This window comes from Agrobacterium sp. 20P9.1.2 (assembly GCF_057799395.1).
In genome coordinates this window covers 254,722-277,537 of sequence record NZ_JBYOKI010000005.1, presented here as the reverse complement: position 1 = coordinate 277,537, position 22,816 = coordinate 254,722, and the positions used below count along the sequence as shown (strand labels likewise).

21 protein-coding genes are annotated in these 22,816 nt (G+C 57.8%); 13 read left to right on the top strand and 8 right to left on the bottom strand.

Annotation, left to right across the window (positions count from 1 at the left end):
* The first annotated feature begins 54 nt into the window (after window positions 1-54).
* Genes AC27VJ_RS16135 through AC27VJ_RS16115 form a run of 5 tightly spaced genes read left to right on the top strand, consistent with a single transcriptional unit; the run spans window position 55 to window position 5,184 of the window.
* Window positions 55-1,383 carry an ABC transporter substrate-binding protein gene (locus tag AC27VJ_RS16135; RefSeq protein ID WP_488684865.1) on the top strand — a complete coding sequence of 443 codons (1,329 nt, stop codon included), beginning with the start codon at window positions 55-57 and terminating at the stop codon, window positions 1,381-1,383.
* Entirely contained in the window at window positions 1,383-2,321 is a 939-nt protein-coding gene (locus AC27VJ_RS16130) for a carbohydrate ABC transporter permease (RefSeq protein ID WP_488684864.1), read from the top strand. The genes AC27VJ_RS16135 and AC27VJ_RS16130 overlap by 1 nt, the downstream gene beginning before the upstream one ends.
* Window positions 2,321-3,142, top strand: a complete 822-nt coding sequence (locus AC27VJ_RS16125) for a carbohydrate ABC transporter permease (RefSeq protein ID WP_353576519.1) — start codon at window positions 2,321-2,323, stop codon at window positions 3,140-3,142. Before AC27VJ_RS16130 ends, AC27VJ_RS16125 begins: the two co-directional genes overlap by 1 nt.
* 29 nt (window positions 3,143-3,171) lie before the next feature.
* On the top strand, window positions 3,172-4,230 hold the full coding sequence (locus AC27VJ_RS16120) for an ABC transporter ATP-binding protein (protein ID WP_062451252.1): 1,059 nt from the start codon (window positions 3,172-3,174) through the stop codon (window positions 4,228-4,230).
* A 6-nt stretch (window positions 4,231-4,236) separates the two neighbouring features.
* A complete protein-coding gene (locus AC27VJ_RS16115; protein ID WP_488684863.1) occupies window positions 4,237-5,184 on the top strand; it encodes a sugar kinase in 948 nt (315 codons plus the stop codon).
* Here the strand turns inward: AC27VJ_RS16115 and AC27VJ_RS16110 are convergent.
* The 4 genes from AC27VJ_RS16110 to AC27VJ_RS16095 form a co-directional block, all read right to left on the bottom strand.
* Complete coding sequence (locus tag AC27VJ_RS16110) at window positions 5,154-6,107, bottom strand: hypothetical protein (RefSeq protein WP_488684862.1); 954 nt, start codon at window positions 6,105-6,107, stop codon at window positions 5,154-5,156. The genes AC27VJ_RS16115 and AC27VJ_RS16110 overlap by 31 nt on opposite strands.
* Before the next feature lie 132 nt (window positions 6,108-6,239).
* Window positions 6,240-7,193, bottom strand: coding sequence for an AraC family transcriptional regulator (locus AC27VJ_RS16105; protein ID WP_488684861.1), 954 nt, complete (start codon window positions 7,191-7,193; stop codon window positions 6,240-6,242).
* 559 nt (window positions 7,194-7,752) lie between these two features.
* Entirely contained in the window at window positions 7,753-9,267 is a 1,515-nt protein-coding gene (betC, locus tag AC27VJ_RS16100; protein WP_488684860.1) for a choline-sulfatase, read from the bottom strand.
* A 16-nt stretch (window positions 9,268-9,283) separates the two neighbouring features.
* Window positions 9,284-10,237, bottom strand: coding sequence for a choline ABC transporter substrate-binding protein (locus AC27VJ_RS16095; protein WP_488684859.1), 954 nt, complete (start codon window positions 10,235-10,237; stop codon window positions 9,284-9,286).
* Between the two features lie 95 nt (window positions 10,238-10,332).
* On the opposite strand from AC27VJ_RS16095, the gene AC27VJ_RS16090 reads away from it, so the two are divergent.
* Window positions 10,333-11,232: a choline sulfate utilization transcriptional regulator gene (locus AC27VJ_RS16090; RefSeq protein WP_488684858.1), complete on the top strand. Its 900-nt coding sequence runs from the start codon at window positions 10,333-10,335 to the stop codon at window positions 11,230-11,232.
* A 9-nt stretch (window positions 11,233-11,241) separates the two neighbouring features.
* On the opposite strand, the gene AC27VJ_RS16085 is transcribed toward AC27VJ_RS16090, so the two are convergent.
* On the bottom strand, window positions 11,242-12,093 hold the full coding sequence (locus AC27VJ_RS16085) for an AraC family transcriptional regulator (protein WP_488684857.1): 852 nt from the start codon (window positions 12,091-12,093) through the stop codon (window positions 11,242-11,244).
* Window positions 12,094-12,211: 118 nt separating this feature from the next.
* Here AC27VJ_RS16085 and AC27VJ_RS16080 point away from each other — a divergent pair, with 118 nt between their 5' ends.
* Window positions 12,212-13,417, top strand: coding sequence for an MFS transporter (locus AC27VJ_RS16080; RefSeq protein WP_488684856.1), 1,206 nt, complete (start codon window positions 12,212-12,214; stop codon window positions 13,415-13,417).
* A gap of 56 nt (window positions 13,418-13,473) precedes the next feature.
* On the opposite strand, the gene minE is transcribed toward AC27VJ_RS16080, so the two are convergent.
* Genes minE through minC form a run of 3 tightly spaced genes read right to left on the bottom strand, consistent with a single transcriptional unit; the run spans window position 13,474 to window position 15,307 of the window.
* A complete protein-coding gene (gene minE / locus AC27VJ_RS16075) occupies window positions 13,474-13,734 on the bottom strand; it encodes a cell division topological specificity factor MinE (protein WP_113089075.1) in 261 nt (86 codons plus the stop codon).
* Window positions 13,731-14,543: a septum site-determining protein MinD gene (gene minD / locus AC27VJ_RS16070; protein WP_113089074.1), complete on the bottom strand. Its 813-nt coding sequence runs from the start codon at window positions 14,541-14,543 to the stop codon at window positions 13,731-13,733. The genes minE and minD overlap by 4 nt, the downstream gene beginning before the upstream one ends.
* Before the next feature lie 29 nt (window positions 14,544-14,572).
* The gene (gene minC / locus AC27VJ_RS16065) at window positions 14,573-15,307 is read right to left on the bottom strand and encodes a septum site-determining protein MinC (RefSeq protein WP_162727849.1); all 735 of its coding nucleotides are present in this window, start codon (window positions 15,305-15,307) and stop codon (window positions 14,573-14,575) included.
* Window positions 15,308-15,680: 373 nt separating this feature from the next.
* On the opposite strand from minC, the gene AC27VJ_RS16060 reads away from it, so the two are divergent.
* From AC27VJ_RS16060 to AC27VJ_RS16035, 6 genes are all read left to right on the top strand, one after another.
* Window positions 15,681-16,454 carry an amino acid ABC transporter substrate-binding protein gene (locus AC27VJ_RS16060; protein WP_353576587.1) on the top strand — a complete coding sequence of 258 codons (774 nt, stop codon included), beginning with the start codon at window positions 15,681-15,683 and terminating at the stop codon, window positions 16,452-16,454.
* Between the two features lie 107 nt (window positions 16,455-16,561).
* Window positions 16,562-17,242 (top strand): amino acid ABC transporter permease, encoded by a 681-nt coding sequence (locus AC27VJ_RS16055; RefSeq protein ID WP_113089072.1) that lies wholly within the window; start codon window positions 16,562-16,564, stop codon window positions 17,240-17,242.
* A complete protein-coding gene (locus AC27VJ_RS16050) occupies window positions 17,239-17,994 on the top strand; it encodes an amino acid ABC transporter ATP-binding protein (RefSeq protein WP_488684855.1) in 756 nt (251 codons plus the stop codon). The genes AC27VJ_RS16055 and AC27VJ_RS16050 overlap by 4 nt, the downstream gene beginning before the upstream one ends.
* A 98-nt stretch (window positions 17,995-18,092) precedes the next feature.
* Window positions 18,093-19,625, top strand: coding sequence for an acyl-CoA carboxylase subunit beta (locus tag AC27VJ_RS16045; protein ID WP_488684854.1), 1,533 nt, complete (start codon window positions 18,093-18,095; stop codon window positions 19,623-19,625).
* 10 nt (window positions 19,626-19,635) lie between these two features.
* Window positions 19,636-21,639 (top strand): acetyl-CoA carboxylase biotin carboxylase subunit, encoded by a 2,004-nt coding sequence (locus AC27VJ_RS16040; RefSeq protein WP_488684853.1) that lies wholly within the window; start codon window positions 19,636-19,638, stop codon window positions 21,637-21,639.
* Window positions 21,640-21,751: 112 nt separating this feature from the next.
* Window positions 21,752-22,816, top strand: a complete 1,065-nt coding sequence (locus AC27VJ_RS16035) for a DmpA family aminopeptidase (protein ID WP_488684852.1) — start codon at window positions 21,752-21,754, stop codon at window positions 22,814-22,816.

Here is a 22,816-nt window from a genome sequence, read left to right as displayed (position 1 = left end):
TAAGCAATCGGCCGGGGGTGAGGAGATTTTCGGCCAACACAAGAGGAGGAAGACATGACACATTCACTGCTCAACCCCACACGCCGTGGGTTCATGGCTGGAACAGCCGCCATTGCGGGCACCGCCGCATTCGGCATTCGCCCCGCATCTGCAGCGGTCAACTGGAAAAAGCATGCTGGCACGACGCTGGAAGTCAATCTCGTCAAGAGCCCGCGCAGCGAAACGCTTCTGAAATATATCAAGGAATTCGAAGACCTCACCGGCATCAAGGTCAACGCCGAAGCAACGCCTGAGCAGCAGCAGCGCCAGAAGGTCGTCATTGAACTGTCCTCCGGCAGACCAAGCTTCGATGTGGTTCACCTGAGCTATCACGTCCAGAAGCGCCAGTTCGAAAAGGGCAAATGGCTGGCCGATATCAGCGGCTTCCTGAAAGACCCGTCACTGACCGATCCATCGCTGGTCGAGACCGATTTTGCCGAAGCAGGCATGCAGTTTGCCAAGGATAGCGACGGCGTTCTGCGCTCCCTGCCCTTCTCCGTTGATTACTGGATTCTGTACTGGAACAAGGAGCTCTTCGACGCCAAGGGCCTGAAATATCCGCAGACCTTCGACGAACTCGTCACCGCCGCAGAAGCGCTGACCGATCCGTCCACCAACACCTACGGTTTCGTGGCGCGCGGGCTGAAAAACGCAAATACGCCGGTCTGGACCTCGTTGATGCTGGGTTATGGCGCAGCTCCAATTGTGAATGGCAAGATCGACACCACGACGAAAGAAGCCGTCGAAGCCGCAAAGCTATATCAGCGCCTGATGACCAAATCTGCACCTCCTGGCGTTTCCGGTTTCAACTGGGCCGAAGCACAGTCTGCCTTCCTTCAGGGCAAGATCGGCATGTGGTTCGATGGCGTCGGCTTTGCACCGCCCATCGAAAACCCGGAAAAATCCCGCGTCGTCGGCAAGGCTGGCTATGGCGTGATGCCGAAGGGTCCGGCACAGCAGGCTGCCGGTACTTTCGGTGATGGTCTCGGCGTGGTCGAAGCCAGCCAGAAAAAGGAAGCCGCATACCTCTTCTGCCAATGGGCCATTTCCCATGAAATGGGTGCGCGCCTGTTGCAGGCCGGTGCGGGCGTGCCGTTCCGCCAGTCCATTCTGGAAGACGCCAAGGTTCGCGAAGGCGTGAAAATGCCAGCCGAGTGGCTGGATGCGGTTGTCGGTTCCGGCAAGGTCTCCAAGCTGGCCCTTCCCGTCATCATCCCCGTCACGGAGTTCCGCGATATCTACGGTGTCGGCCTCACCAACATGATTGGTGGCGCAGACCCTGAAGCCGAACTCAAGAAAGCGACCGAGCAGTTCGCCCCTGTTCTGGCACGTAGCGAGGGATAATGGTGTCCGTCAGCATCGAAAATGCCGCAAGGCCAACGAAACTCGTCGGAAGGAGCAAGCCCACGCGGCTTGCTCCCAACTACTGGCCTTTCGTCATTCCCGCACTCGTCGTCATCGCAGCGGTGATCGTGTTTCCATGGGTCTTTACCCTATGGATGAGCGCGCAGCGCTGGACGCTGGGGCAGGAACAGAGCTTCATCGGTTTCGACAACTACATCCGTCTGGCAAGCGATGCGCGGTTCTGGGAATCGCTCTGGCATACTCTTGTTTATACGACGCTGTCGGTTGTCGCGCCGTTGTTCCTTGGTACGCTGGCGGCACTGCTGTTCGATGCGCAATTTCCGCTGCGCGGCTTTCTGCGCGGCGTCTTCGTCATGCCCATGATGGCGACCCCGGTTGCCATCGCGCTTGTCTGGACCATGATGTTCCACCCACAGCTTGGCGTCTTAAACTATCTTCTGTCCTTTATCGGCATCGGCCCACTAGAGTGGATCTATAACCAGTCCACCGTCATTCCTTCGCTGGTACTGGTGGAAACATGGCAGTGGACACCGCTCGTCATGCTCATCGTTCTCGGCGGTCTTGCCGCCGTGCCGCGTGAACCCTACGAAAGCGCCGAAATCGATGGCGCGAACGCATGGCAGAAGTTCCGCTATCTGACCATGCCGATGATCGCGCCTTTCCTGATGATTGCCGTCATCATCCGCTCCATCGACGCCGTCAAAAGTTTCGATATCATCTACGCGATGACGCAAGGCGGACCCGGTACGGCCTCGGAAACGATCAACATCTATCTCTACAACACCGCCTTTGCCTATTACGACATCGGTTACGGCTCGGCCATGGCCGTCATGTTCTTCATCGTCATCATCGCGCTGTCCTTCGTGCTCTTGATGGTGCGCGCCCGCACACAATGGAACGAGATGGAGGAGCGCTGATGAAACGCAAGACACTCGACAAGATCGGCCTGTTCTTCGTGGCTCTCGTCATGATCTCGCCCGTCATCCTGTTCTTCCTCTGGATGATCTCGCTGTCGCTGAAATTCGAAATCGACAACGGCGCCTATCCCCCCATCCTTATTCCCGAACGTTTCGCGTGGTCGAACTATGTGAAGGTGTTCGAGGAGAACAATTTCTTCCTCTATTTCTGGAATTCCGTTCTCGTCACCGGCGCGGCGACCTTCCTTGCCCTCGTTATCGGCGTTCCCGCCGGTTACGGCATCGCGCGGCTGAAGGCGGAAAAGGCGGCCATCGTCATCATGATTGCGCGTATGACGCCCGGTCTTTCCTTCCTCATTCCGCTGTTTCTCCTGTTCCAATGGCTGAACCTGCTCGGCACACTCTGGCCGCAGATCATCATCCATCTGGTCGTTACCGTGCCCATCGTGGTCTGGATCATGATCGGCTATTTCGAGACGACACCGAAGGAACTCGAGGAGGCAGCCAGCATAGATGGCGCGTCCTCATGGCAGGTCTTCCGGCTCGTGGCTCTGCCCATCGCCAAGCCCGGCATCGTCGTGTCCTTCATTCTCGCCGTCATCTTCTCGTGGAACAACTTCGTCTTCGGCATCGTGCTGGCCAGCCGTGAAACGCGCACCCTTCCGGTCGCGGTCTACAACATGCTGTCCTTCGAGCAGGTCAGTTGGGGTCCGCTGGCCGCAGCGGCGCTTATCGTCACGCTGCCGGTGCTGTTGCTCACCATGTTCGCACAGAAGCAGATCGTAGCCGGTCTTACCGCTGGCGCCGTCAAGGGCGGCTAACTCATTAAATTCATTACGGGATCAAAACCATGGCACCGGTCAATATTCAGAACGTCCAAAAGCGCTTCGGCGCAGTCAACGTCATCCACGGCATCGATATCGACATTGGTGACGGCGAATTCGTCGTCCTCGTCGGCCCCTCGGGCTGCGGCAAGTCCACTCTGCTGCGCATGATCGCAGGTCTGGAAGAAGTCAGCGATGGCGAAATCCACATCGGCGCGCGTGAGGTCAGCAACCTGCCCGCCCGTGATCGCGATATCGCCATGGTGTTCCAGAACTACGCGCTTTATCCACATATGACGGTCAAGGAGAATATGGGCTTTGCCCTGAAGCTCAAGAAGGTCAGCGCCGACGAAACTGCTGCCAAGGTCAACAAGGCCGCTGGTATTCTGGGTCTCGACAAGCTGCTGGACCGTTACCCGCGCCAGCTTTCCGGCGGGCAGCGTCAGCGCGTCGCCATGGGCCGCGCTCTGGTCCGCGATCCACAGGTTTTCCTGTTCGATGAACCTCTGTCCAACCTCGATGCCAAACTGCGCGTGCAGATGCGCGGCGAGATCAAAGCCCTGCATCAGCGCATCGGCACCACCACCATCTACGTCACGCATGACCAGGTGGAAGCCATGACCATGGCCGACAAGATCGTCGTGCTGCATGATGGCGTTATCGAACAGATCGGCGCGCCGCTGGAGCTTTACGACCGCCCGGCCAACCTCTTCGTCGCCGGATTCATCGGCTCCCCTGCCATGAACTTCATTCGCGGCCACGTCGAGGAAGGCGTGTTCCGCACCACCAAGGGTCTGACCCTGCCCTTGCCGCAGACGGCGAATCCGGCAGAACTCGGCGGGCGTGATCTGGTCTACGGTATCCGCCCGGAACATATCCGCGTTGCCGAAAACGGCATTTCCGGGCGTGTCGAACTGGTGGAAGGCACGGGCTCGGAAATCTATGCCAAGCTGGATTGCTTGGGCGAAGACATCGCCTGCCTTTTCCGCGAGCGGCTGGACATCCGCTTTGGAGATACCGTCAGCATTGCCATCGATCCCGCCTCCGTGCATCTCTTCGACCGGGAAACAGGCAAGCGAATCTGAACGTCCATGGATGAAAATGAAAAACACGGCAAGCATGTGCTGTGCGTGGGTGCTGCCGTGCTGGACACGCTGTTCCGGGTGCACAACATGCCCACCGGCCAGGGCAAGGTGCTGCCCTACGACATGCTGCAGATTGCCGAAGGCATGGCATCGAGCGCTGCCTATACGGTTCACCGCATGGGCGGCCGCGCTAGCCTTTGGGGTGCAGTCGGTGACGATGAGACGGGATGCCGCATTATTCGTGACCTCACCGAAAGCGGCATCGACACATCAGGCATGACCACCGCCAAGGGGGCACGCTCTGCCCTTTCGACCATCATCATTGATGATAAGGGCGAGCGACTGATCGTTCCCTTTTACGACGCCAAACTGCATGAGACCAAGCGCTCCTGCACGGCGGATGATCTGGCACACTTCGATGCCGTTCTGGTCGATGTGCGCTGGCCGGACTTGGCATTCGATGCGCTGACACTGGCCCGCTCCCTCGGCAAACATGCCATTCTCGACGGCGATGTCGCACCCGTGGAAACATTGCAGCGACTGGCACCTGCCGCCACCCACATCATCTTTTCAGAACCCGCCGCTGAACGGCTGACTGGCACAAACGATGTGCCATACATGCTGCCGATCTTGCATGCGCGTTACCCGCAAACCTTCATCGCCGTCACCGCCGGACCTGCGGGCTGCTACTGGACAGAGGCGGGCAATCCCACGGTTCATTTCCAATCGACAATGGAGGTGGAGGCGGTGGATACGCTGGCAGCGGGAGATGTGTTCCACGGCACCTTCGCACTTGCCATCGCCGAAGGCATGGAAAGCCGCGCGGCCATTCAACTTTCATCGGTCGCCGCCGCGCTGAAATGCACTGTCTTCGGCGGTCGTGCTGGCACGCCGACGAGGGCGGAAGCCGAGGCACGTCTTCATCACTGGCTGTCGGCACAGCAAACGTCCTGATTGGCGTTTTCAGACACCGGCATCAATCGTTCGCAGACATCCGCAAAGGCCTCATCGAGAATGGCGAGCTTATTGGCCATGGCACGCGCATATTCCACGTAAAATCCACGCGATATCCAGATGCAGGAGCGGCCGCGAACCCCGTTCCAGCCAACGCCGCCAATGGCTTCTGCCGCAGCCAGTTTGCGGCTGGCATGGGCGCGTGACAGGCCGAAGGATTGCGCCAGATGGGAGATGGCGCTGACATCAGTCAGAAAGCTGCTTTGCTCGCCATATTCGTGATGATCCATGCCCGCAATCAACCGGTCCATCAAAAGACCGCCTGAATCTGCCCATGTGAAAATCGTATAGAGCGGGCCGGGATGGTAGAGTGACTGGTTGGTCAAAAGCGCTGGTGACACGGACTGCTGAATAAGCGCCAAAACGCTATCCGGCTGCATCGCAAACCGCGCCGCCCTATCCCCATCATCGATGACATCAAGGGCCTGGAAATGCACGAAATACCAGTGCTTCAAAAGCGACAGTGTCTCCAGTGAAGGCTCGACAAGACGAGCGGCAACACTGTCATCGCCTTGCACCGGGCGGATGACGCCGTATTTCAGCGCCTCGTCAAAAAAGGCATAGGCCGTGTTGCGGCTAGAAATGCCAAATTGGCGGGCCAGATTTCCAATCGCCCGACGGGTCAGCCCCGGTTCGCGGTTGTCCAAAGCACGGAAATGATGCGCCAGGGCGGCATGGCAGAGAAACCAGCGTTGTTGCGAGGCAAACAGTCCTGCCGTTCTGGGTGCAGAGCTGTAGATCGCGACGAGATTGCGCGCCAGAAGCTGGGCCGCATGGCGAAACGCATCCGTTTCGATCAGGCAGTTCATATCGTTTTCGGATACCGACAACGGCAACCGATGACCGGCACGTCGAAAATTCAACCACGTCTCCCCATGGCGGATAAGGCAAATGAACCGTCCACGCGCTACAGCGAACGACCTTTTCCGCAGTTACAGGAGTGAAAAACGCCGGTCTTCTCAACCAGCGCAAAAGCAAAAATTCTACGTGAAAGCTTAGTGAATGAAATTCGCTTCGCGATATTCACCCGGCGCGACGCCGCAATGGGTTTTGAATATCCGGTAGAAGGTTGGAATACTGTCGAAGCCGCAGGCAAAGGCGATCTGCGTGACGGACAAGGACGGCATGTTGGTCAGCACCTTCTTGGCCTGCGTGACCCGCATTTCGGATAGGGTGCGCGAAAACGACCGCCCGGCATGCTCGAACACGATATGCAGTTGGCGCACGGAAACCCCAAGCTCCAACGCGACGGATGACGGCGTCAGCCTCTGCTCACCCATATCCCGCGCCATGATGTCCTGCGCCGCATGAAAAACGCCGGACCGAAGTGCTGCACGCACCTCCGGCATGCGATGATGCAGTCTGCCGCGTGCGACCATAGCAAGACGAGCAATATGGGTAACGTCGGTTTGCGGATCGACAAGCCTGCCGTTTGGCGCTGACAAAGCATTGAACAGCGCCCGGAAAGGCCGGGAAAATGCAGCGTGGAGATAACGTTCCGCAAACAGATCATCCGCAGGCATACCCAGTGCCAAATCGCCGCCCAGCGGAATCTTGAGCATCCGATAATGAAAATCCCTGTGATCGCCCGGTATCGCCCGATAGGGCAGATCGGAATAGCTGATCGTCATGTCATTGTTCTGAACGGAATCGACACGGCTTCGACCACTTTCAAGCAAGCCTGAACCTCTTATCTGCAGACCGATGCACAGGCTGTCGCCAGCAATACGCGCAATATCCTGATCCGTCCGGCTAACCCTATAGGCAGACGCACGCATCTCGGACGCCACGGCATTGCCTACCTGATGAGCAGAAAACGCTCCCTGAAAATCACGCCGCCGTTCAGCCGCAAGTTCGATCGTCACGCCAAAAAGGCTCTTGCCTCTGACTTCCCGCCACTGCTCGAAACGGTCCTGTGGCGCAATATCGTCTGTCGAAAAATGGATCATGCAAAAAGCCCTGAAAGCTTCCGCGCAATTTCAATCGGAAGCAGACATTCTGTGGCAAAAAGACGGAGATTTCGCAAGAAGCGACAAGGGCTGAAAGTGGAGATGTCGGGCTGGTTTATTATGAATGATACCGCACTTCGCAAGCGCACCCATACGAGCGAATGGTGTCCACAAGAGGATTCGAACCTCCGACCCCAGGATTCATACCACTTCGGCTTTAACCGCCGCTTGCGCGTTCGTGGTCTGGACTGTCCCTTCACCATGGGCCAAGGCCTTTAGGTGCTACCCATCCAGTCTCTACACCTTCAACGGATTTCTCCGAAGCTTGGCTCGGGATTGGCATGCTGAGAGTTCAGCGAAGCGTTCCCCGAATTTGAGTAGATCGACTACAGCCTTTCGGAGTGTAGCCCCCAATTAATGCAACCAGGAATCCTGTGCTCTATCCTGCTGAGCTATGTGGACATTTCTCGTTTTTCACGGGGCTTGGATACCTCATTAGAGAAATTTGGGCAACGTCCTTTTGAGATTTAAGCGAAATCAATCCGGTGCCGCGTGGCATTCACTCGCCTCTGGGGTATCGCTGGTTTTCTTCCAGCACGTTGAGGTCCATGTGGTTTCGCATATAGCGCTCGGAAGCTTTCTGAAGCGGTTGGTAGTCCCAGGGGTAGTAGGCACCGTTCCGTAGCGCCTTGTAGACCACCCAGCGGCGGGCCTGACTTTCCCGAACGGATATGTCGAAGGATGACAGATCCCAGCGTTCGTTGATCTGTTTCATCAAAGAAGCCAGCACCTCGGCATGCTGCGGATCGCCGGCAAGATTGTTACGTTCTTGCGGATCTGCCTCCAGGTCGAACAGCATCGGAGGGTCCTGCTCGCAGATGGAAAGCTTGTAACGCCCATCGCGGATCGCAACCAGCGGGGCGATTGAGCCTTCTGCGGCATATTCCATCGGCACGGGGCTGCGCCCTGCCGTGTCCTGCGCAAGGCCGGACAGGTCTTCGCCATCCGTCCATCGTTTCAGCGACGTAATGTCGAGACCTGCGAGTGCGCACAAGGTTGGCGTCACATCGAGGGTGGAAACCGGGGCGTCTATGCGTTTTGGCGACCAGCCGGGCGTGGAAATCATCAAGGGTACGCGGGCGGAGCCCTCGAAGAAGCACATCTTGAACCACAGACCGCGCTCGCCCAGCATATCGCCGTGGTCGGAGAGGAAGAGGATGGTCGTGTTCTCGTCCATCCTCGTGCGTTTCAACACATCGATGATCTCGCCGATCTTGTCATCGACATAGGATATATTGGCGAAATAACCCTGCCGCGCCCGGCGAACCTGTTCGGGCGAAATATCGAATGCGCGGTGATCGCAGGCTTCTAGCAGGCGTTGGGAATGCGCGTCCTGCTCTTCGAAAGGCAGCGCCCCGACCTGTGGGTCGAGTGCAGGGCTATCCTCGTATAAATTCCAATATTTCCGTCTAGCGACATAGGGGTCGTGCGGATGGGTGAAGCTGACGGTCAGGCACCAGGGGCGGTCATCAAGCCCGCGTGAGAGATCGTAGAGCTTGCGGGTTGCGTGATAGGCAACCTCGTCGTCATATTCCATCTGGTTGGTGATTTCGGCCACGCCCGCACCGGTAACGGAGCCGAGATTATGATACCACCAGTCGATCCGCTCGCCCGGCTTGGTGTAATCGGGCGTCCAGCCGAAATCAGCCGGATAGATATCCGTCGTCAGCCGCTCTTCGAAGCCATGAAGTTGATCCGGCCCAACGAAATGCATCTTGCCGGAAAGGCCGGTGTAATATCCCGCCGAGCGCAAATGATGCGCGTAGGTTGGGATGTCTGAGGCGAATTCCGCTGCATTGTCGTATACACGCGTGCGGCTGGGCAGTTGGCCAGACATGAAGGACGCGCGCGCCGGTGCGCAGAGCGGGCTAGCCGTATAGCTGTTGGCGAAGCGCACCGAGCGCTCCGCCAAGGCCTTTAAGTGCGGCGCGTGGAGAAAATCCGCTGGTCCGTCCGGGAAGAACGTGCCGTTCAACTGATCGACCATAAGGATGAGAATATTCTGACGCGTCATGCACTTAATCCTGAAATCACAGACCGATGGAAGCCTTTACAGCCTCTCCACCCGGTTTGCCATCCAGCGTGGTAACGCCGGAGAGCCAGCCATCGACGGCCTTTGGATTGGCCTTCAGCCATGCCGTTGCCGCCTCCTGTGCGCTCTGCCCGCCAAGGATTTCGCCCATCAGCTTGTTTTCCATGCCGACATCGAATTTCAGATTCTTGAACAGGGCTGCCGCATTCGGGCACTGCGCCGTCCAGCCGGTACGCGCCAGCGTGTAGACCTGTGCACCGCCGAAGTTCGGGCCGAAATAATCGTCCCCGCCGGAGAGATATTCGATGGAGAATTTCTCGTTCATCGGATGCGGTGCCCAGGCGAGGAACACGACGCCCTTCTTGGATTTGCCTGCACGGTCCACCTGCGCCAGCATGGCCTGCTCCCCGGATTCGACCAGTTCCCAGCCTTTCAGGCCGAACTTCTCATCGGCAATGATTTTCTGAATGTTCTGGTTGGCTGGCGCGCCGGGCTCGATGCCGTAAATCTTGTGGTCGAATTCATCGCCATGCTTGGCGAGATCGGAAAAACTCTTGATGCCTTTTTCCGCCATGTAAGACGGCACCGCGAGGGTGAATTTGGCGCCTTCAAGGTTTTGACCGATGACCTCGATGGCCTTTGCGGAGTTCAGATCGTCGATGAAGCTTTTCTGCGCGGGCATCCAGTTGCCGAGAAAGACGTCGATTTCCTTGTTCTTCATAGCCTGATAGCCAATCGGCACGGAAAGCGTCTTGACGTCGGCCTCATAGCCCAGTGCGCCGAGCAGGACGGAAGCGACACCATTGGTGGCCGTGATGTCTGTCCAACCGGGATCGCTCATTCGGATGGTCTTGCATGCGGCGTCATCGGCGGCCTGCGCATTGCCAGCGAAAGCAGCAGCGATAAGAAGAAGGCTCGATGTCAGCTGACCTATACGAAGTTTCCTGTTCATTGCTGTCCCTCCTGATTTTCCAGAATTTTAGTCAACAACAGATTGATCTCTGCCGTGAAGCGGATAATTTTTGATATCTGGCAAAAGGATTTTTTATGGCTGAGCGACCGATCGATCTGGGATGGATGAGAATGCTGGTGGAAATCGGCAGGCGCGGAAGCCTGACAGCCGCCGCACAGGAACTCGGCCTGACCCAGCCCGCCGTGAGCTACCAGATGCGCCGTCTGGAAGATGAGTTGGGCGTTAAGCTTTTGAAGCGCCAGCATCGCGGCGTGGAACTGACGCCGGAGGGTACAAGGCTCTATGAACTGGCGGCACGCAACGTGGCCGAGATCGATCAACTGACGGGCGAATTCAAGGCCACGGAACGGCCCACCGTGCGGCTGCACATGGACTATGCTTTCTCGTCGTTATGGCTCATTCCGCGCATGCAGGATTTCCGGGCGCGATATCCCGATATCAACATCAAGATCGCCGCGACCCAAAACCCGAGAAGCCAGAGCGCCGATGATGACGACGTGCTAATTATTTTCGGCAGCAGACAGGAGGCAGGCGACAATGCGACGCTTCTTTTGCCGGAGAAGGTCAGACCCGTATGCGCGCCGGGTTTTCTGGACTGTTCGCCTGACGAAGCCAAAGCGGAACAATTCGCCAAGTTGAAGCTCGTTCATCTCGACAGTTCATGGGCATCGACATGGTTCGATTGGGCCAGCTACTTCACGCGTGTCGGGGTAAAGAGAAGCGCAAGCCAAGGCCGGGGCGACATCAGCTTCAATACTTATTCGCTCGTCGTTCAATCCGCGGTCGAAGGTCAAGGGCTGGCGCTTGGCTGGTCCGGTCTGGTGGACGATCTTCTGGAAAGCGGTGCGCTGGTTGGCGTCGGGCCAACATTGGAAGCGCCGGAGCGGGGCTATTGGCTGGTCGGCTGCAAAGACAGAAAGGCGGCGGCATCGAAACTGGTGAACTGGCTTCTGGAACAGGCGAAAGACAGCTGATTAGCGCGCTCACGTTTCGGCAGATGCCAGCGTGTTGCGCATGCCCGATGACTTCAGATAGGCACTGGGCGAACTGCCCAGCATGCGGCGAAACATGGTGGTAAAGGCCGATACGTTTTCATAGCCAGCATCCAGCGCCACATTGGTCACCGTCTCATCGCTGGCAAGGCGCGGCAGAGAGGCGAAAATGCAGGCTTGCTGACGCCAGGTCACAAAGCTCACACCGGTTTCCGCCCGAAAAACCCGGGTGAATGTGCGGCGGCTCATGCCAAGCGTCTGCGCCCAATCATCGATGCTGGCATTGGCTTCTGGCGCCAGAAGGAAGTGGCGGCAGAGTGCAGCGATGTTGGCATTGGCGGGAAAAGGTAGCCCGAGCGGCTTTTCGGGAAGCTGGCTGATCTCATCCATCATCAGTTCCATCACCAGCTCGCGTCTTCGAGCGTTCGACCTGCTTGAATCGTCACGGACCAGTTCCTCGATCAGATTGCTCGCCAGAACCGTCACCTCCACCACACGCGGGCGGTCGGAAGTGATCACATCCGGATGCACATAGACGGAATGCATCTCGACCGGGCTGATCATTTCGCTGGAATGCTGCAAACCGGCGGGAATGATGAGGCCGTGGCCCGGTGGGATCATCCAGCGCCCATCGGCTGTGCTGACAATGACGACGCCGCTGCGGGCGAACCAGAGCTGGGTCTTCTTGTGCGAGTGGACAGGCCCTTTTGAACCGGCAGGATAGATGCGGCGCAGAGCCAGAACAGACTCATTGGTGCCATCGATGAAGGACAGAAGCGCGGTATGGGCCTCGTACTCATCATCATGGCGTGGATAGTCTGTGGCGGATCGACGGCTGCGCATTTGGCCCACTCTCGAAAGAAATAGACCAAAGCACAAAAGCAGGCCGCGCACAATGGGCGTACAAGAGCCGCCAATTGAAGACTTGCCGTCCTGTGACGGATATGCGGAGAAAATCAACATGGCGAGTGTGACCAGCACGAGCTTCACAGCCGAAAAAACGACGTTTTCCATCATTGCAGCGGCGAGCTTTTGCCACATGCTCAACGACATCATGCAATCGCTGCTGACGTCGCTCTACCCGCTTTTGAAGGCGAATTATGCGCTGGACTTCGTTCAGATCGGCCTGCTGACCTTCGCCTTTCAGGTCACCGCCTCGCTGTTGCAGCCAGCCGTAGGCATTGCGACGGACAAATGGCCGATGCCGTTTTCGCTTCCTGTCGCCATGCTCTCCACCTGTGCGGGCCTGATAACGCTTGCCTATGCTCACAGCTTTCCGGTTCTCGTCATCGGCGCGTGCATGATCGGCATCGGTTCGGCCATTTTCCACCCGGAAGCATCCCGCGTTGCGCGCGTCGCCTCTGGCGGCCGCCATGGTCTGGCACAATCCTTCTTCCAGGTGGGTGGCAATACGGGCACGGCCATCGGGCCGCTGCTCGCAGCCTTCATCGTGCTACCCTATGGGCAGGAAAGCCTCAGCTGGTTTTCGCTGATTGCTCTTGCCGGATTTGCCGTTCTGTCATGGGTCAGCGTCTGGTACAGCCGCCACCGCCGCAGCAATGCAGGCCGCCCACCCGTCAGCCGCACTTTGCCCCTGTCCAAAAACAAAGTGCTGATCACACTGGTCGTGCTGCTTATTCTGACGGCCACCAAGAATGCCTATCTCGCCAGCCTTTCCAGCTACTTCACCTTCTATACGATCGAGAAGTTTGGCCTGTCGGTTCAGGATGCGCAATTGCTGCTCTTCCTCTTCCTCGGTGCATCGGCTGCGGGCGTGTTCTTCGGCGGCCCCATCGGTGACCGTTTCGGTTCGCGCATCGTCATCTGGTTTTCGATCCTGGGCGTCATTCCCTTCGCCCTCATGCTGCCCTATGCCAACCTGTTCTGGACGGCAGCACTTGTCGTGCTGATCGGCTTCATCTTCTCCTCGGCATTTTCGGCCATCGTCGTATTTGCTCAGGAACTGGTGCCGGGACGTGTGGGGCTGATCGCCGGCATGTTCTTCGGCTTTGCCTTCGGCTTCGGCGGCATTGGTGCTGCGGTCCTCGGCGTCTTTGCAGACCGCGAAGGCATAGAATTCGTCTATCGCCTTTGCTCCTATATGCCGCTGCTTGGCCTGCTCACGGTCTTCCTGCCGCGTCTGCCCAGCCGAAGACATGCACATTAAGCCCACAGAAAAGCCGCCCGGACGATCATCCGGGCGGCTTTTTCATTTGGCATTTATCAGGCTGCGCGCAGGCTGGCGCTCAGTGGAATTTCAACGTCGATTTCCAGAAGCGAGACATGCTCGTCGCTGTCCATCTTGACGTGAACCTTGTCGCTGTCGATCTGCACATGCTTGGCGATGACAGCGAGAATTTCTTCACGCAGCACCGCGACCAACTCGTTGCCGACGCCGTTACGCTCATGGGCCAGCAAAACCTGCAAACGTTCACGGGCAAGAGGTGCCGATTTCGGCTTGCGGAAAAGGCTGAAGATGCTCATGCGGCCCTCCCAAATATCTTGGAGAAGATGCCACGCTTTTCACCCGGAATAACGATAGGCAGATCTTCACCGCAAAGACGGCGCGCCGCATCGAAATAAGCCATGGCAGGTGCCGATTTTGCATCGGCCAGCGTCACAGGCGCACCGACGTTGGATGCGCGCAGAACGTCCATGCTTTCAGGAATAATTCCCAGCAGCGGAATGGAAAGAATTTCCAGCACGTCATCTACCTTCAGCATGTCGCCACGCTCGGCACGAGCCGAATCGTAACGGGTCAGCAGCAGGTGCTTTTCCATGCGCTCACCGCGCTCGGCCTTCAGCGTCTTGGAATCCAAGAGACCGATGATGCGGTCAGAGTCGCGAACGGAGGAGACTTCCGGGTTGGTTACGACGACGGCAACATCCGCATGGCGCATGGCCAGCGTCGCACCGCGTTCGATACCGGCCGGGCTATCGCAGATGACCCAGTCGAAATGCTTCTTCAGTTCGGCAATGACCCACTCGACACCCTCAGGCGTCAAGTTATCCTTGTCGCGCGTCTGCGAGGCGGGCAGCAGAAACAGCGTGTCGAGACGCTTGTCGCGGATCAGCGCCTGCGGCAGCTTGGCATCGCCCTGAATGACATTGACCAGATCATACACGACGCGGCGTTCCGCACCCATGACCAGATCGAGATTACGAAGACCGACGTCGAAATCCACGACGACGACTTTTTCTTTTTTCTGTGCCAGCGCTGCACCGAGCGCGGCGGTCGACGTTGTTTTACCAACGCCTCCTTTACCGGAAGTAACGACGACTACCTTCCCCATCCTGCTCTCCTGTTCTTGCCGCATGCGGCTTAATTGAGTTTGTCCGCCTTGATCGTATCGTTTTCCAGCCACAGCTGGACCGCCTGACCGCGAAGTTTCGGGTCTATGTCTTCTGCCACCTTGTAGACGCCATCGATGGCCAGCAATTCGGCCTCCAGCTTCTTGCAGAATATGCGTGCCGACGCGTTACCGAGCGAGCCCGCCATGGCGCGTCCGCGCAGTGCGCCGTAAATATGGATCGATCCGCCCGCGATGACTTCTGCGCCAGAGGCAACGGAACCGACGATGGTCACATCGCCTTCCGGAAAGATCACCGACTGACCGGAGCGTACCGGCTCGCTGATCATCAACGATTGAACGACGCTGCGAATCTCCGTCACCGGAGCTTTCGTCGGCTCCTCGGCAACCTCGACGGTTGCTAACGACACCGGCTCGACTTCAATGTCAGACGCAGCCTTACCGCCCTTCAGCGCAGGCGGCATGCCCTGCTCGATCATGGAAGGGCGCGCGCCCTCGATGCCCATGATGGCGACATTGCGCGACACGAGTTCGGCCAGAAGCGCTTTCAGCCCGGCCTTGTCGAGCTTCAGCTCCGCTACATCCAACACCACGGGGCGCGACAGGAAGAACCCGGCAGAACGCGCCGCCAGATCATCGAGTCGCTCCAGCCATTGGTCGAGCGGCTGTTCGGGAGACAGCACGACCGCCAGAAATGAACGGCCTTTGATACGGATTGAGCGAGGGTCTGTTAGCACTTTGGTCATCTTGGTAAACAAATCATTGACATTAGGTACCCCAAATGTGGTTAACAAAAGGTTAACAGGACCCTTTTCCAGCCGCAGAAATTAACCTCACGAGCCCCTTGACAGGGCCGAAGTTCCCGTCCCTCAAAAACTGGCCATGCGACTGAAATTCCATGCGATTCTGCAAGCGACATGCTTTGGCGCGCCGCCCTTTTTTAGGGTTTGGAGAGGCCGCTGAAACTCCCAATTCCCAGCCGCTATAGCGATGCACAAAGAACGACCAAAATAAGAGAAAAATATTCTCTTATTTTGCATCTTTTTGCGTCTTTCTGCCGTTTAAACGCGCATGTTTTGTGGGATGAGATGTGCTTAGAAAATCCTGAAAGGAATACAAATGAACTGGCTCAAGACAATCACCACTGCCGCTGCGTTCACCGCCGCTACCGCCTCTTACTCTTTCGCTGGCGAGAACCTTGACCAGATCAAGTCCGCAGGTGTCATCAAGATCGGCACCGAGGGCACCTATGCTCCCTTCACCTTCCACGATTCTGCCAATAAGCTGGTTGGTTTCGACGTGGAAATTGGCGAAGCCGTCGCAAAGAAGCTCGGCGTCAAGGCCGAATTCGTTGAAGGCAAATGGGATGGCCTGATCGCCGGTCTTGATTCCAAGCGCTACGACGCTGTTATCAATCAGGTCGGAATCACCGAAGCGCGCAAGCAGAAATATGCATTCTCCGAGCCCTATATCGCCTCCAAGGCCGTGCTGATCGTCAGCGAGAAGAACACTGATATCAAGGGCTTTGCAGACCTGAAGGGCAAGAAGTCGGCACAATCGCTGACCAGCAACTTCGGCAAGCTGGCAACGGAAGCAGGCGCTGAGTTGGTCGGCACCGACGGTTTCGACCAGTCGATCCAGCTGGTTCTGACCGGTCGCGCCGATGCGACCATCAATGACAGCCTGTCCTTCCTTGATTTCAAGAAGAAGCAGCCGCAGGCTCCTGTGAAGATCGTGGCTGAACAGCCGAATGCGGATTATTCCGGCATCATCGTGCGCAAGGGTGACGAAGACCTCGTTGCTGCCATCAACAAGGCGCTGACGGACATCAAGGCTGACGGCACCTACAAGACGATTTCCGACAAGTATTTCGGTCAGGACGTCTCCAAGTAAGCCGCTACCCAGGGGTCTATTATCCCCAGGGAAAATAAGCCATTATCCGAACCAGATCAGACAGTCCGGCGTTAGCGCCGGACTTCGTTTTTATTGAGGGGTTTTCCGTGCCGCACTGGCTTCAACTGATGATGGATTCCCTGCCCACACTGCTCTGGGCCGGCGTGAAGTTCACCATCCCTCTGACATTACTCTCCTTCCTGTTCGGCCTCATCCTTGGCCTCGCAACCGCTGTTGCACGCCTTTTCGGGCCGACGCCGCTGAGGCTGATTGCCCGCTTCTACGTCTGGGTTATCAGAGGCACCCCGCTGCTGGTGCAGCTTTTCGTCATCTTCTACGGCCTGCCGAGTGTCGGCATTCTGCTGGATGCCTTTTCGGCAGCGCTGATCGGCTTCACGCTGAATGTGGGCGCCTACACGTCTGAAATCATCCGCGCCGCCATTTCCTCGGTGCCCAAAGGCCAGTGGGAAGCGGCATTTTCCACCGGCATGAGCTGGCGTCAGGCCATGCAGCGCACCATTTTACCGCAGGCAAGCCGTGTGGCCGTGCCGCCGTTGTCCAACACCTTCATTTCCCTGGTCAAGGACACGTCGCTTGCTGCCGCCATCACCGTGCCGGAGCTTTTCCAGTCCGCGCAGCGCATCGTCGCCACCACTTATGAGCCGCTTATCCTCTACATTGAAGCCGCCCTCATCTATCTGGCGCTCAGCTCCGTTTTGTCCAACTTGCAGGCGCGGCTGGAAGTGCGGTTTGCCCGTTATGGCGGCATGATGGAGAACAGCCGATGATCGAGCTTTCCAATATCGAAAAACGCTTAGGCGATGCTGTCATACTCAAAGACATTTCGCTGACATTTCCAGAAGGCAGCGTCACAGCGCTGGTTGGCCCATCCGGCGGCGGCAAAAGCACGCTGCTGCGCTGTATAAACCTGCTGGAGTTGCCGACAGAGGGAACAGTCCGCATCGGTACCGACTCGATTGCATTTACCTCAGGCAAGAAAGTGACGTGGCAATCCATCCAGAAAATCCGCCGCCAGACGGGCATGGTGTTCCAGAACTTTCAGCTGTTTCCGCACCGCACCGCGATCGAGAACGTCATGGAAGGCTTGCTGATCGTTCAGAAATGGTCGCGTGAGAAAGCAAGAGATCGCGCCATGGAGCTTCTGACCAAGGTCGGCATGGCGCACAAGGCCGATGCCTGGCCCGCCAATCTCTCTGGCGGACAGCAACAGCGCGTTGCCATTGCCCGCGCGCTCGGCCCATCGCCGCAGGTGCTGCTGTGCGACGAGCCGACCTCGGCGCTCGACCCGGAACTTTCAGAGGAAGTCGTTGATGTGCTTGGCCAATTGGCCCGCGAGGGAACGACCATGGTCATGGCGACCCACGATCTGCGTCTTGCGTCGCGCATCGCCAACAATGTCGTGTTTCTGGAAGCTGGCAAGGTGGTGGAAACGGGGACTGCCGAAGCCATTTTCCGTGCCCCCAAACAGGAGCGTACACGCCGCTTCGTCTCCTCCATCAATGCGGCGCAATCTCTCTAATCCAGATCGAAATCCTCACATCTGGCCGTAATAGACTGTTTTCAATTCGAGATTTCACGTCTAAGCCTATGTGACGATATCAGCATGAGGGAGGTTGCATGCCGACGGTTCTCGAGGAATTGGACGCGCGCCGGGCCGAAGCAAGGCTTGGCGGAGGCCAGAAGCGCATCGATGCGCAACATGCCAAGGGCAAGCTGACGGCGCGGGAACGCCTTGATGTTCTGCTCGATGAAGGTTCCTTCGAAGAATACGACATGTATGTCACCCACCGCGCGGTGGATTTCGGCATGGCGGAACAAAAAGTGGCGGGCGATGGCGTCGTCACCGGATGGGGCACCATCAACGGCCGGCAAGTCTACGTCTTCAGCCAGGATTTCACCGTTCTGGGCGGCTCGCTGTCCGAAACCCATGCGCAGAAGATTTGCAAAGTCATGGATATGGCGGTGCGCGCCGGTGCGCCGCTGATCGGCCTCAACGATAGCGGCGGCGCGCGTATTCAGGAAGGCGTGGCGTCGCTGGCCGGTTACGCCGAGGTCTTCCGCCGCAATGCCGAAGTATCCGGCGTCATCCCGCAAATCTCCGTCATCATGGGCCCCTGCGCGGGCGGCGCGGTCTATTCGCCAGCCATGACGGATTTCATCTTCATGGTGCGCGATACCTCCTACATGTTCGTCACCGGGCCTGATGTGGTGAAAACCGTGACAAACGAGATCGTCACCGCGGAAGAACTGGGCGGCGCCTCCACCCACACCAGAAAATCCTCAGTGGCCGATGGCGCGTACGAAAACGACATCGAAGCGCTGGAAGCCGTCCGGGCGCTCTTCGATTTCCTGCCGCTCAACAATCGCGAAAAAGCTCCGAACCGCCCGTTTCACGATGACCCGGCACGACTGGAGCAGCGGCTCGACACGCTGATCCCTGACAGTTCCAACAAGCCTTACGACATGAAGGAACTGATCCACGCGCTGGCTGATGAAGGCGATTTCTTCGAGATTCAGGAGGCCTTCGCCAAAAACATCATCACCGGCTTCATTCGTCTGGAAGGCCAGACTGTTGGCGTCGTCGCCAACCAGCCGATGGTGCTGGCCGGATGCCTGGATATCGACAGCTCGCGCAAGGCCGCCCGCTTCGTGCGCTTCTGCGATGCCTTCAACATTCCGCTTCTGACGCTGGTGGATGTGCCTGGCTTTCTGCCGGGTGTGGCGCAGGAATATGGCGGCGTCATCAAACACGGCGCAAAGCTACTGTTTGCCTATGCTGAAGCGACCGTGCCGATGGTGACTCTTATCACCCGCAAGGCCTATGGCGGTGCCTATGACGTGATGGCCTCCAAACATATCGGCGCCGACGTCAACTACGCCTGGCCGACGGCGGAAATCGCCGTCATGGGCGCAAAGGGCGCAGCGGAAATTCTCTACCGCTCCGAATTGTCAGACCCTGACAAGATCGCCGCACGCACAAAGGAATATGAAGAGCGTTTCGCCAATCCCTTCGTGGCGGCAGAACGCGGCTTTATCGATGAGGTCATCATGCCCCATTCCTCCCGCCGCCGCATTGCCCGGGCGTTTGCATCACTTCGCAACAAGCAGGTGACGACGCATTGGAAGAAACACGACACGATTCCACTGTGAGGACGAAACCATGATCTCCAAAATCCTCATCGCCAACAGAGGTGAAATCGCCTGCCGCGTGATCCGCACGGCCAAGGCCATGGGCATAAAGACTGTCGCGGTTTACTCCGATGCCGACGCCAATGCGCTGCATGTGCGCGAGGCTGACGAGGCGGTCCATATAGGCCCTGCCCCGTCCAACCAGTCCTATATCGTCATCGAGAAGATTCTGGAGGCGATCGAGCAGACGGGGGCTGATGCCGTGCATCCCGGCTATGGCTTCCTGTCGGAAAATCCCAACTTTGCGGCAGCGCTTGACAAGGCCGGCGTCATCTTCATCGGCCCGCCGGTAAAAGCCATCGAAGCGATGGGCGACAAGATCACGTCGAAGAAGCTGGCGCAGGAGGCCGGTGTTTCTACCGTGCCCGGGCATATGGGCCTGATCGAAGATGCGGACGAGGCCGTGAATATCGCGTCTTCCATCGGTTATCCTGTGATGATCAAGGCATCCGCTGGCGGCGGCGGCAAGGGAATGCGGATTGCCTGGAATGATGCCGAGGCGCGTGAGGGCTTCCAGTCCTCGAAGAACGAGGCGAAGGCCTCGTTTGGCGATGACCGCATTTTCATCGAAAAATTCGTCAACCAGCCGCGCCACATCGAAATTCAGGTTCTGGGCGACAAGCATGGCAACGTGCTTTACCTCGGAGAGCGCGAATGCTCCATCCAGCGCCGCAACCAGAAAGTCATTGAAGAAGCGCCTTCGCCTTTCCTCGATGAAGCAACGCGCAAGGCAATGGGCGAACAGGCCGTCGCCCTTGCCAAAGCCGTCGGCTATTATTCAGCTGGTACGGTAGAGTTCATCGTGGATGGCGAGCGCAATTTTTACTTCCTCGAAATGAACACGCGTTTGCAGGTAGAACACCCGGTTACCGAACTGGTAACCGGTATCGATCTGGTGGAGCAGATGATCCGCGTTGCCTCTGGCGAACGCCTTGCCTTTAGCCAGAGCGACGTCAAAATCAACGGCTGGGCCATTGAAAGCCGTCTCTACGCTGAAGATCCCTACCGGAACTTCCTGCCTTCCATCGGTCGCCTGACACGTTATCGGCCTCCGAAAGAAGGCAAGCAGACCGATGGCACCATCATTCGCAATGACACGGGCGTGTTCGAAGGCGGTGAAATCTCGATGTATTATGATCCGATGATCGCCAAGCTTTGCTCCTGGGGACCGGACCGGATCACCGCCATCGATGCCATGAGCGAGGCGCTGGACAGTTTCGAGGTCGAGGGCATTGGCCACAACCTGCCTTTCCTTTCCACCGTCATGCAAAATCAACGTTTCCGCAGCGGAAACCTGACGACTGGCTTTATCGCGGAAGAGTTTCCCGAGGGCTTTGCGAGTGTCGAACCGGATGCGGAGACCGCACGGAAACTGGCCGCCATTGCCGCACTGATTCATCACCGCGTGCAAACCCGCGCCATGCAGATCTCCGGCACCATCGGCAATCATCGCCGCGTGGTTGGCAAGGATTGGGTTGTCACCTTCTTCAAAACAGATCACAGCATTTCTCTCGACACTACCGAAAGCATCGTGACAGCGACCTTCGAGGACGGCACCGCGCTGCCGGTCGAAACAAGCTGGCTACCGGGGCAGACGTTGCAAGTGTTCACGGTCGGCGGCCAGACCATGGCGGTGAAGATCGATCTTTCACCATCAGCAATCCGTCTGCGCTGGCGGGGCATGGATCTTACGGTGCGGGTTCGCACGCCGCGTGTAGGAGAACTCGCGCGCCTGATGCCGGAAAAGCTGCCACCGGATACGTCCAAACTGCTGCTTTGCCCCATGCCGGGCGTCGTGACCTCCATTTCCGTGCAGGCGGGTGATCAGGTGGAGGCAGGCCAGGCACTGGCAACGGTGGAGGCCATGAAGATGGAAAACATCCTGCGCGCAGAACGCCGAGGCCGCGTCAGCAAGATATCCGTCAGCGCCGGAGACAGCCTTGCAGTGGACGAGGTAATTTTGGAGTTTGAGTAGGGGAAGCCCGCCTTTTACGCTGCCGTTTTGCCACAAATCGCGCTAAAGCTGCCGTATATGAGTCTATGAGATTCCTCTCCCACCTCTGGCTAATGCCGAACGAGTAATGCCGATGCCTGACGAAACCCGAGTGAGACTGCGCGATATCGGTTTTGTTCCGGGCGTTTACGAAACAGGCAGGCTGAACGCCATCACCGATGTTTCAGGCCTGCGCGTCGGCCATTCGACCGTCATCGAGGGCGACACCATCCGCACAGGTGCAACCGCCATTTTTCCCCATGGCGGCAACCTGTTTCAGGACAAGGTTCCGGCGGCACTTGCGGTCTATAACGGCTTTGGCAAATTCGTCGGCGCAACGCAGATCGAGGAACTCGGCGAAGTCGAGACGCCGATCATTTTCACCAATACACTCGCCACAGGCCGCGCCATCGAGGCCATCAACCGCTACACGCTTGCCCAACCCGGCAATGAGAAGGTCGTTTCGCTGAACGCCGTGGTTGGCGAGACGAATGATTCCCGCCTGAACGATATCCGCGCCGGTCGCCCGACCATAGACGAAATCGCTTTGGCGCTGGACAATGCCCGCGAAGGTGCGATCGATGAAGGCGCAGTTGGCGCAGGCACCGGCACCGTCGCTTTCGGTCTGAAGGGCGGTATCGGCACCAGTTCCCGCGTCCTGTCCATTGCGGGTGAAAGCTATACGCTGGGCGTTCTCGTGCAATCCAATTACGGCGGCAACCTTCTGGTCTGCGGCAAGCCCTATGTCAGCCCGCAGCATCTGGATAAGGATGGCTCCATCGTCATCGTGCTGGCGACCGATGCGCCTTTGTCTTCTCGCAATCTGAAGCGGCTGGCTGCGCGTTCCTTCGGTGGACTGGCACGCACGGGTGCGGCGCTCAGCAACGGTTCGGGTGATTATGCGCTTGCCTTTTCAACCGCAGAAAATGTTCGCCGCACGCCGGAGCGTCGCAAGGGGCTTTACGCCTATCCAGAGCTTTCCAACGACGTCATTTCTCCGTTGTTCGAAGCCGCTATCGAAGCGACGGAAGAAGCAATTTTGAACTCGCTTTGCATGGCATCGTCTACACGCGGCTTCAATGCGGCCACGGCTAAGCCATCGACCATTCCCGCTATTTCCATCGAAGCGCTTAAAGCGCTGCTTTCCTCTCGACCCTAA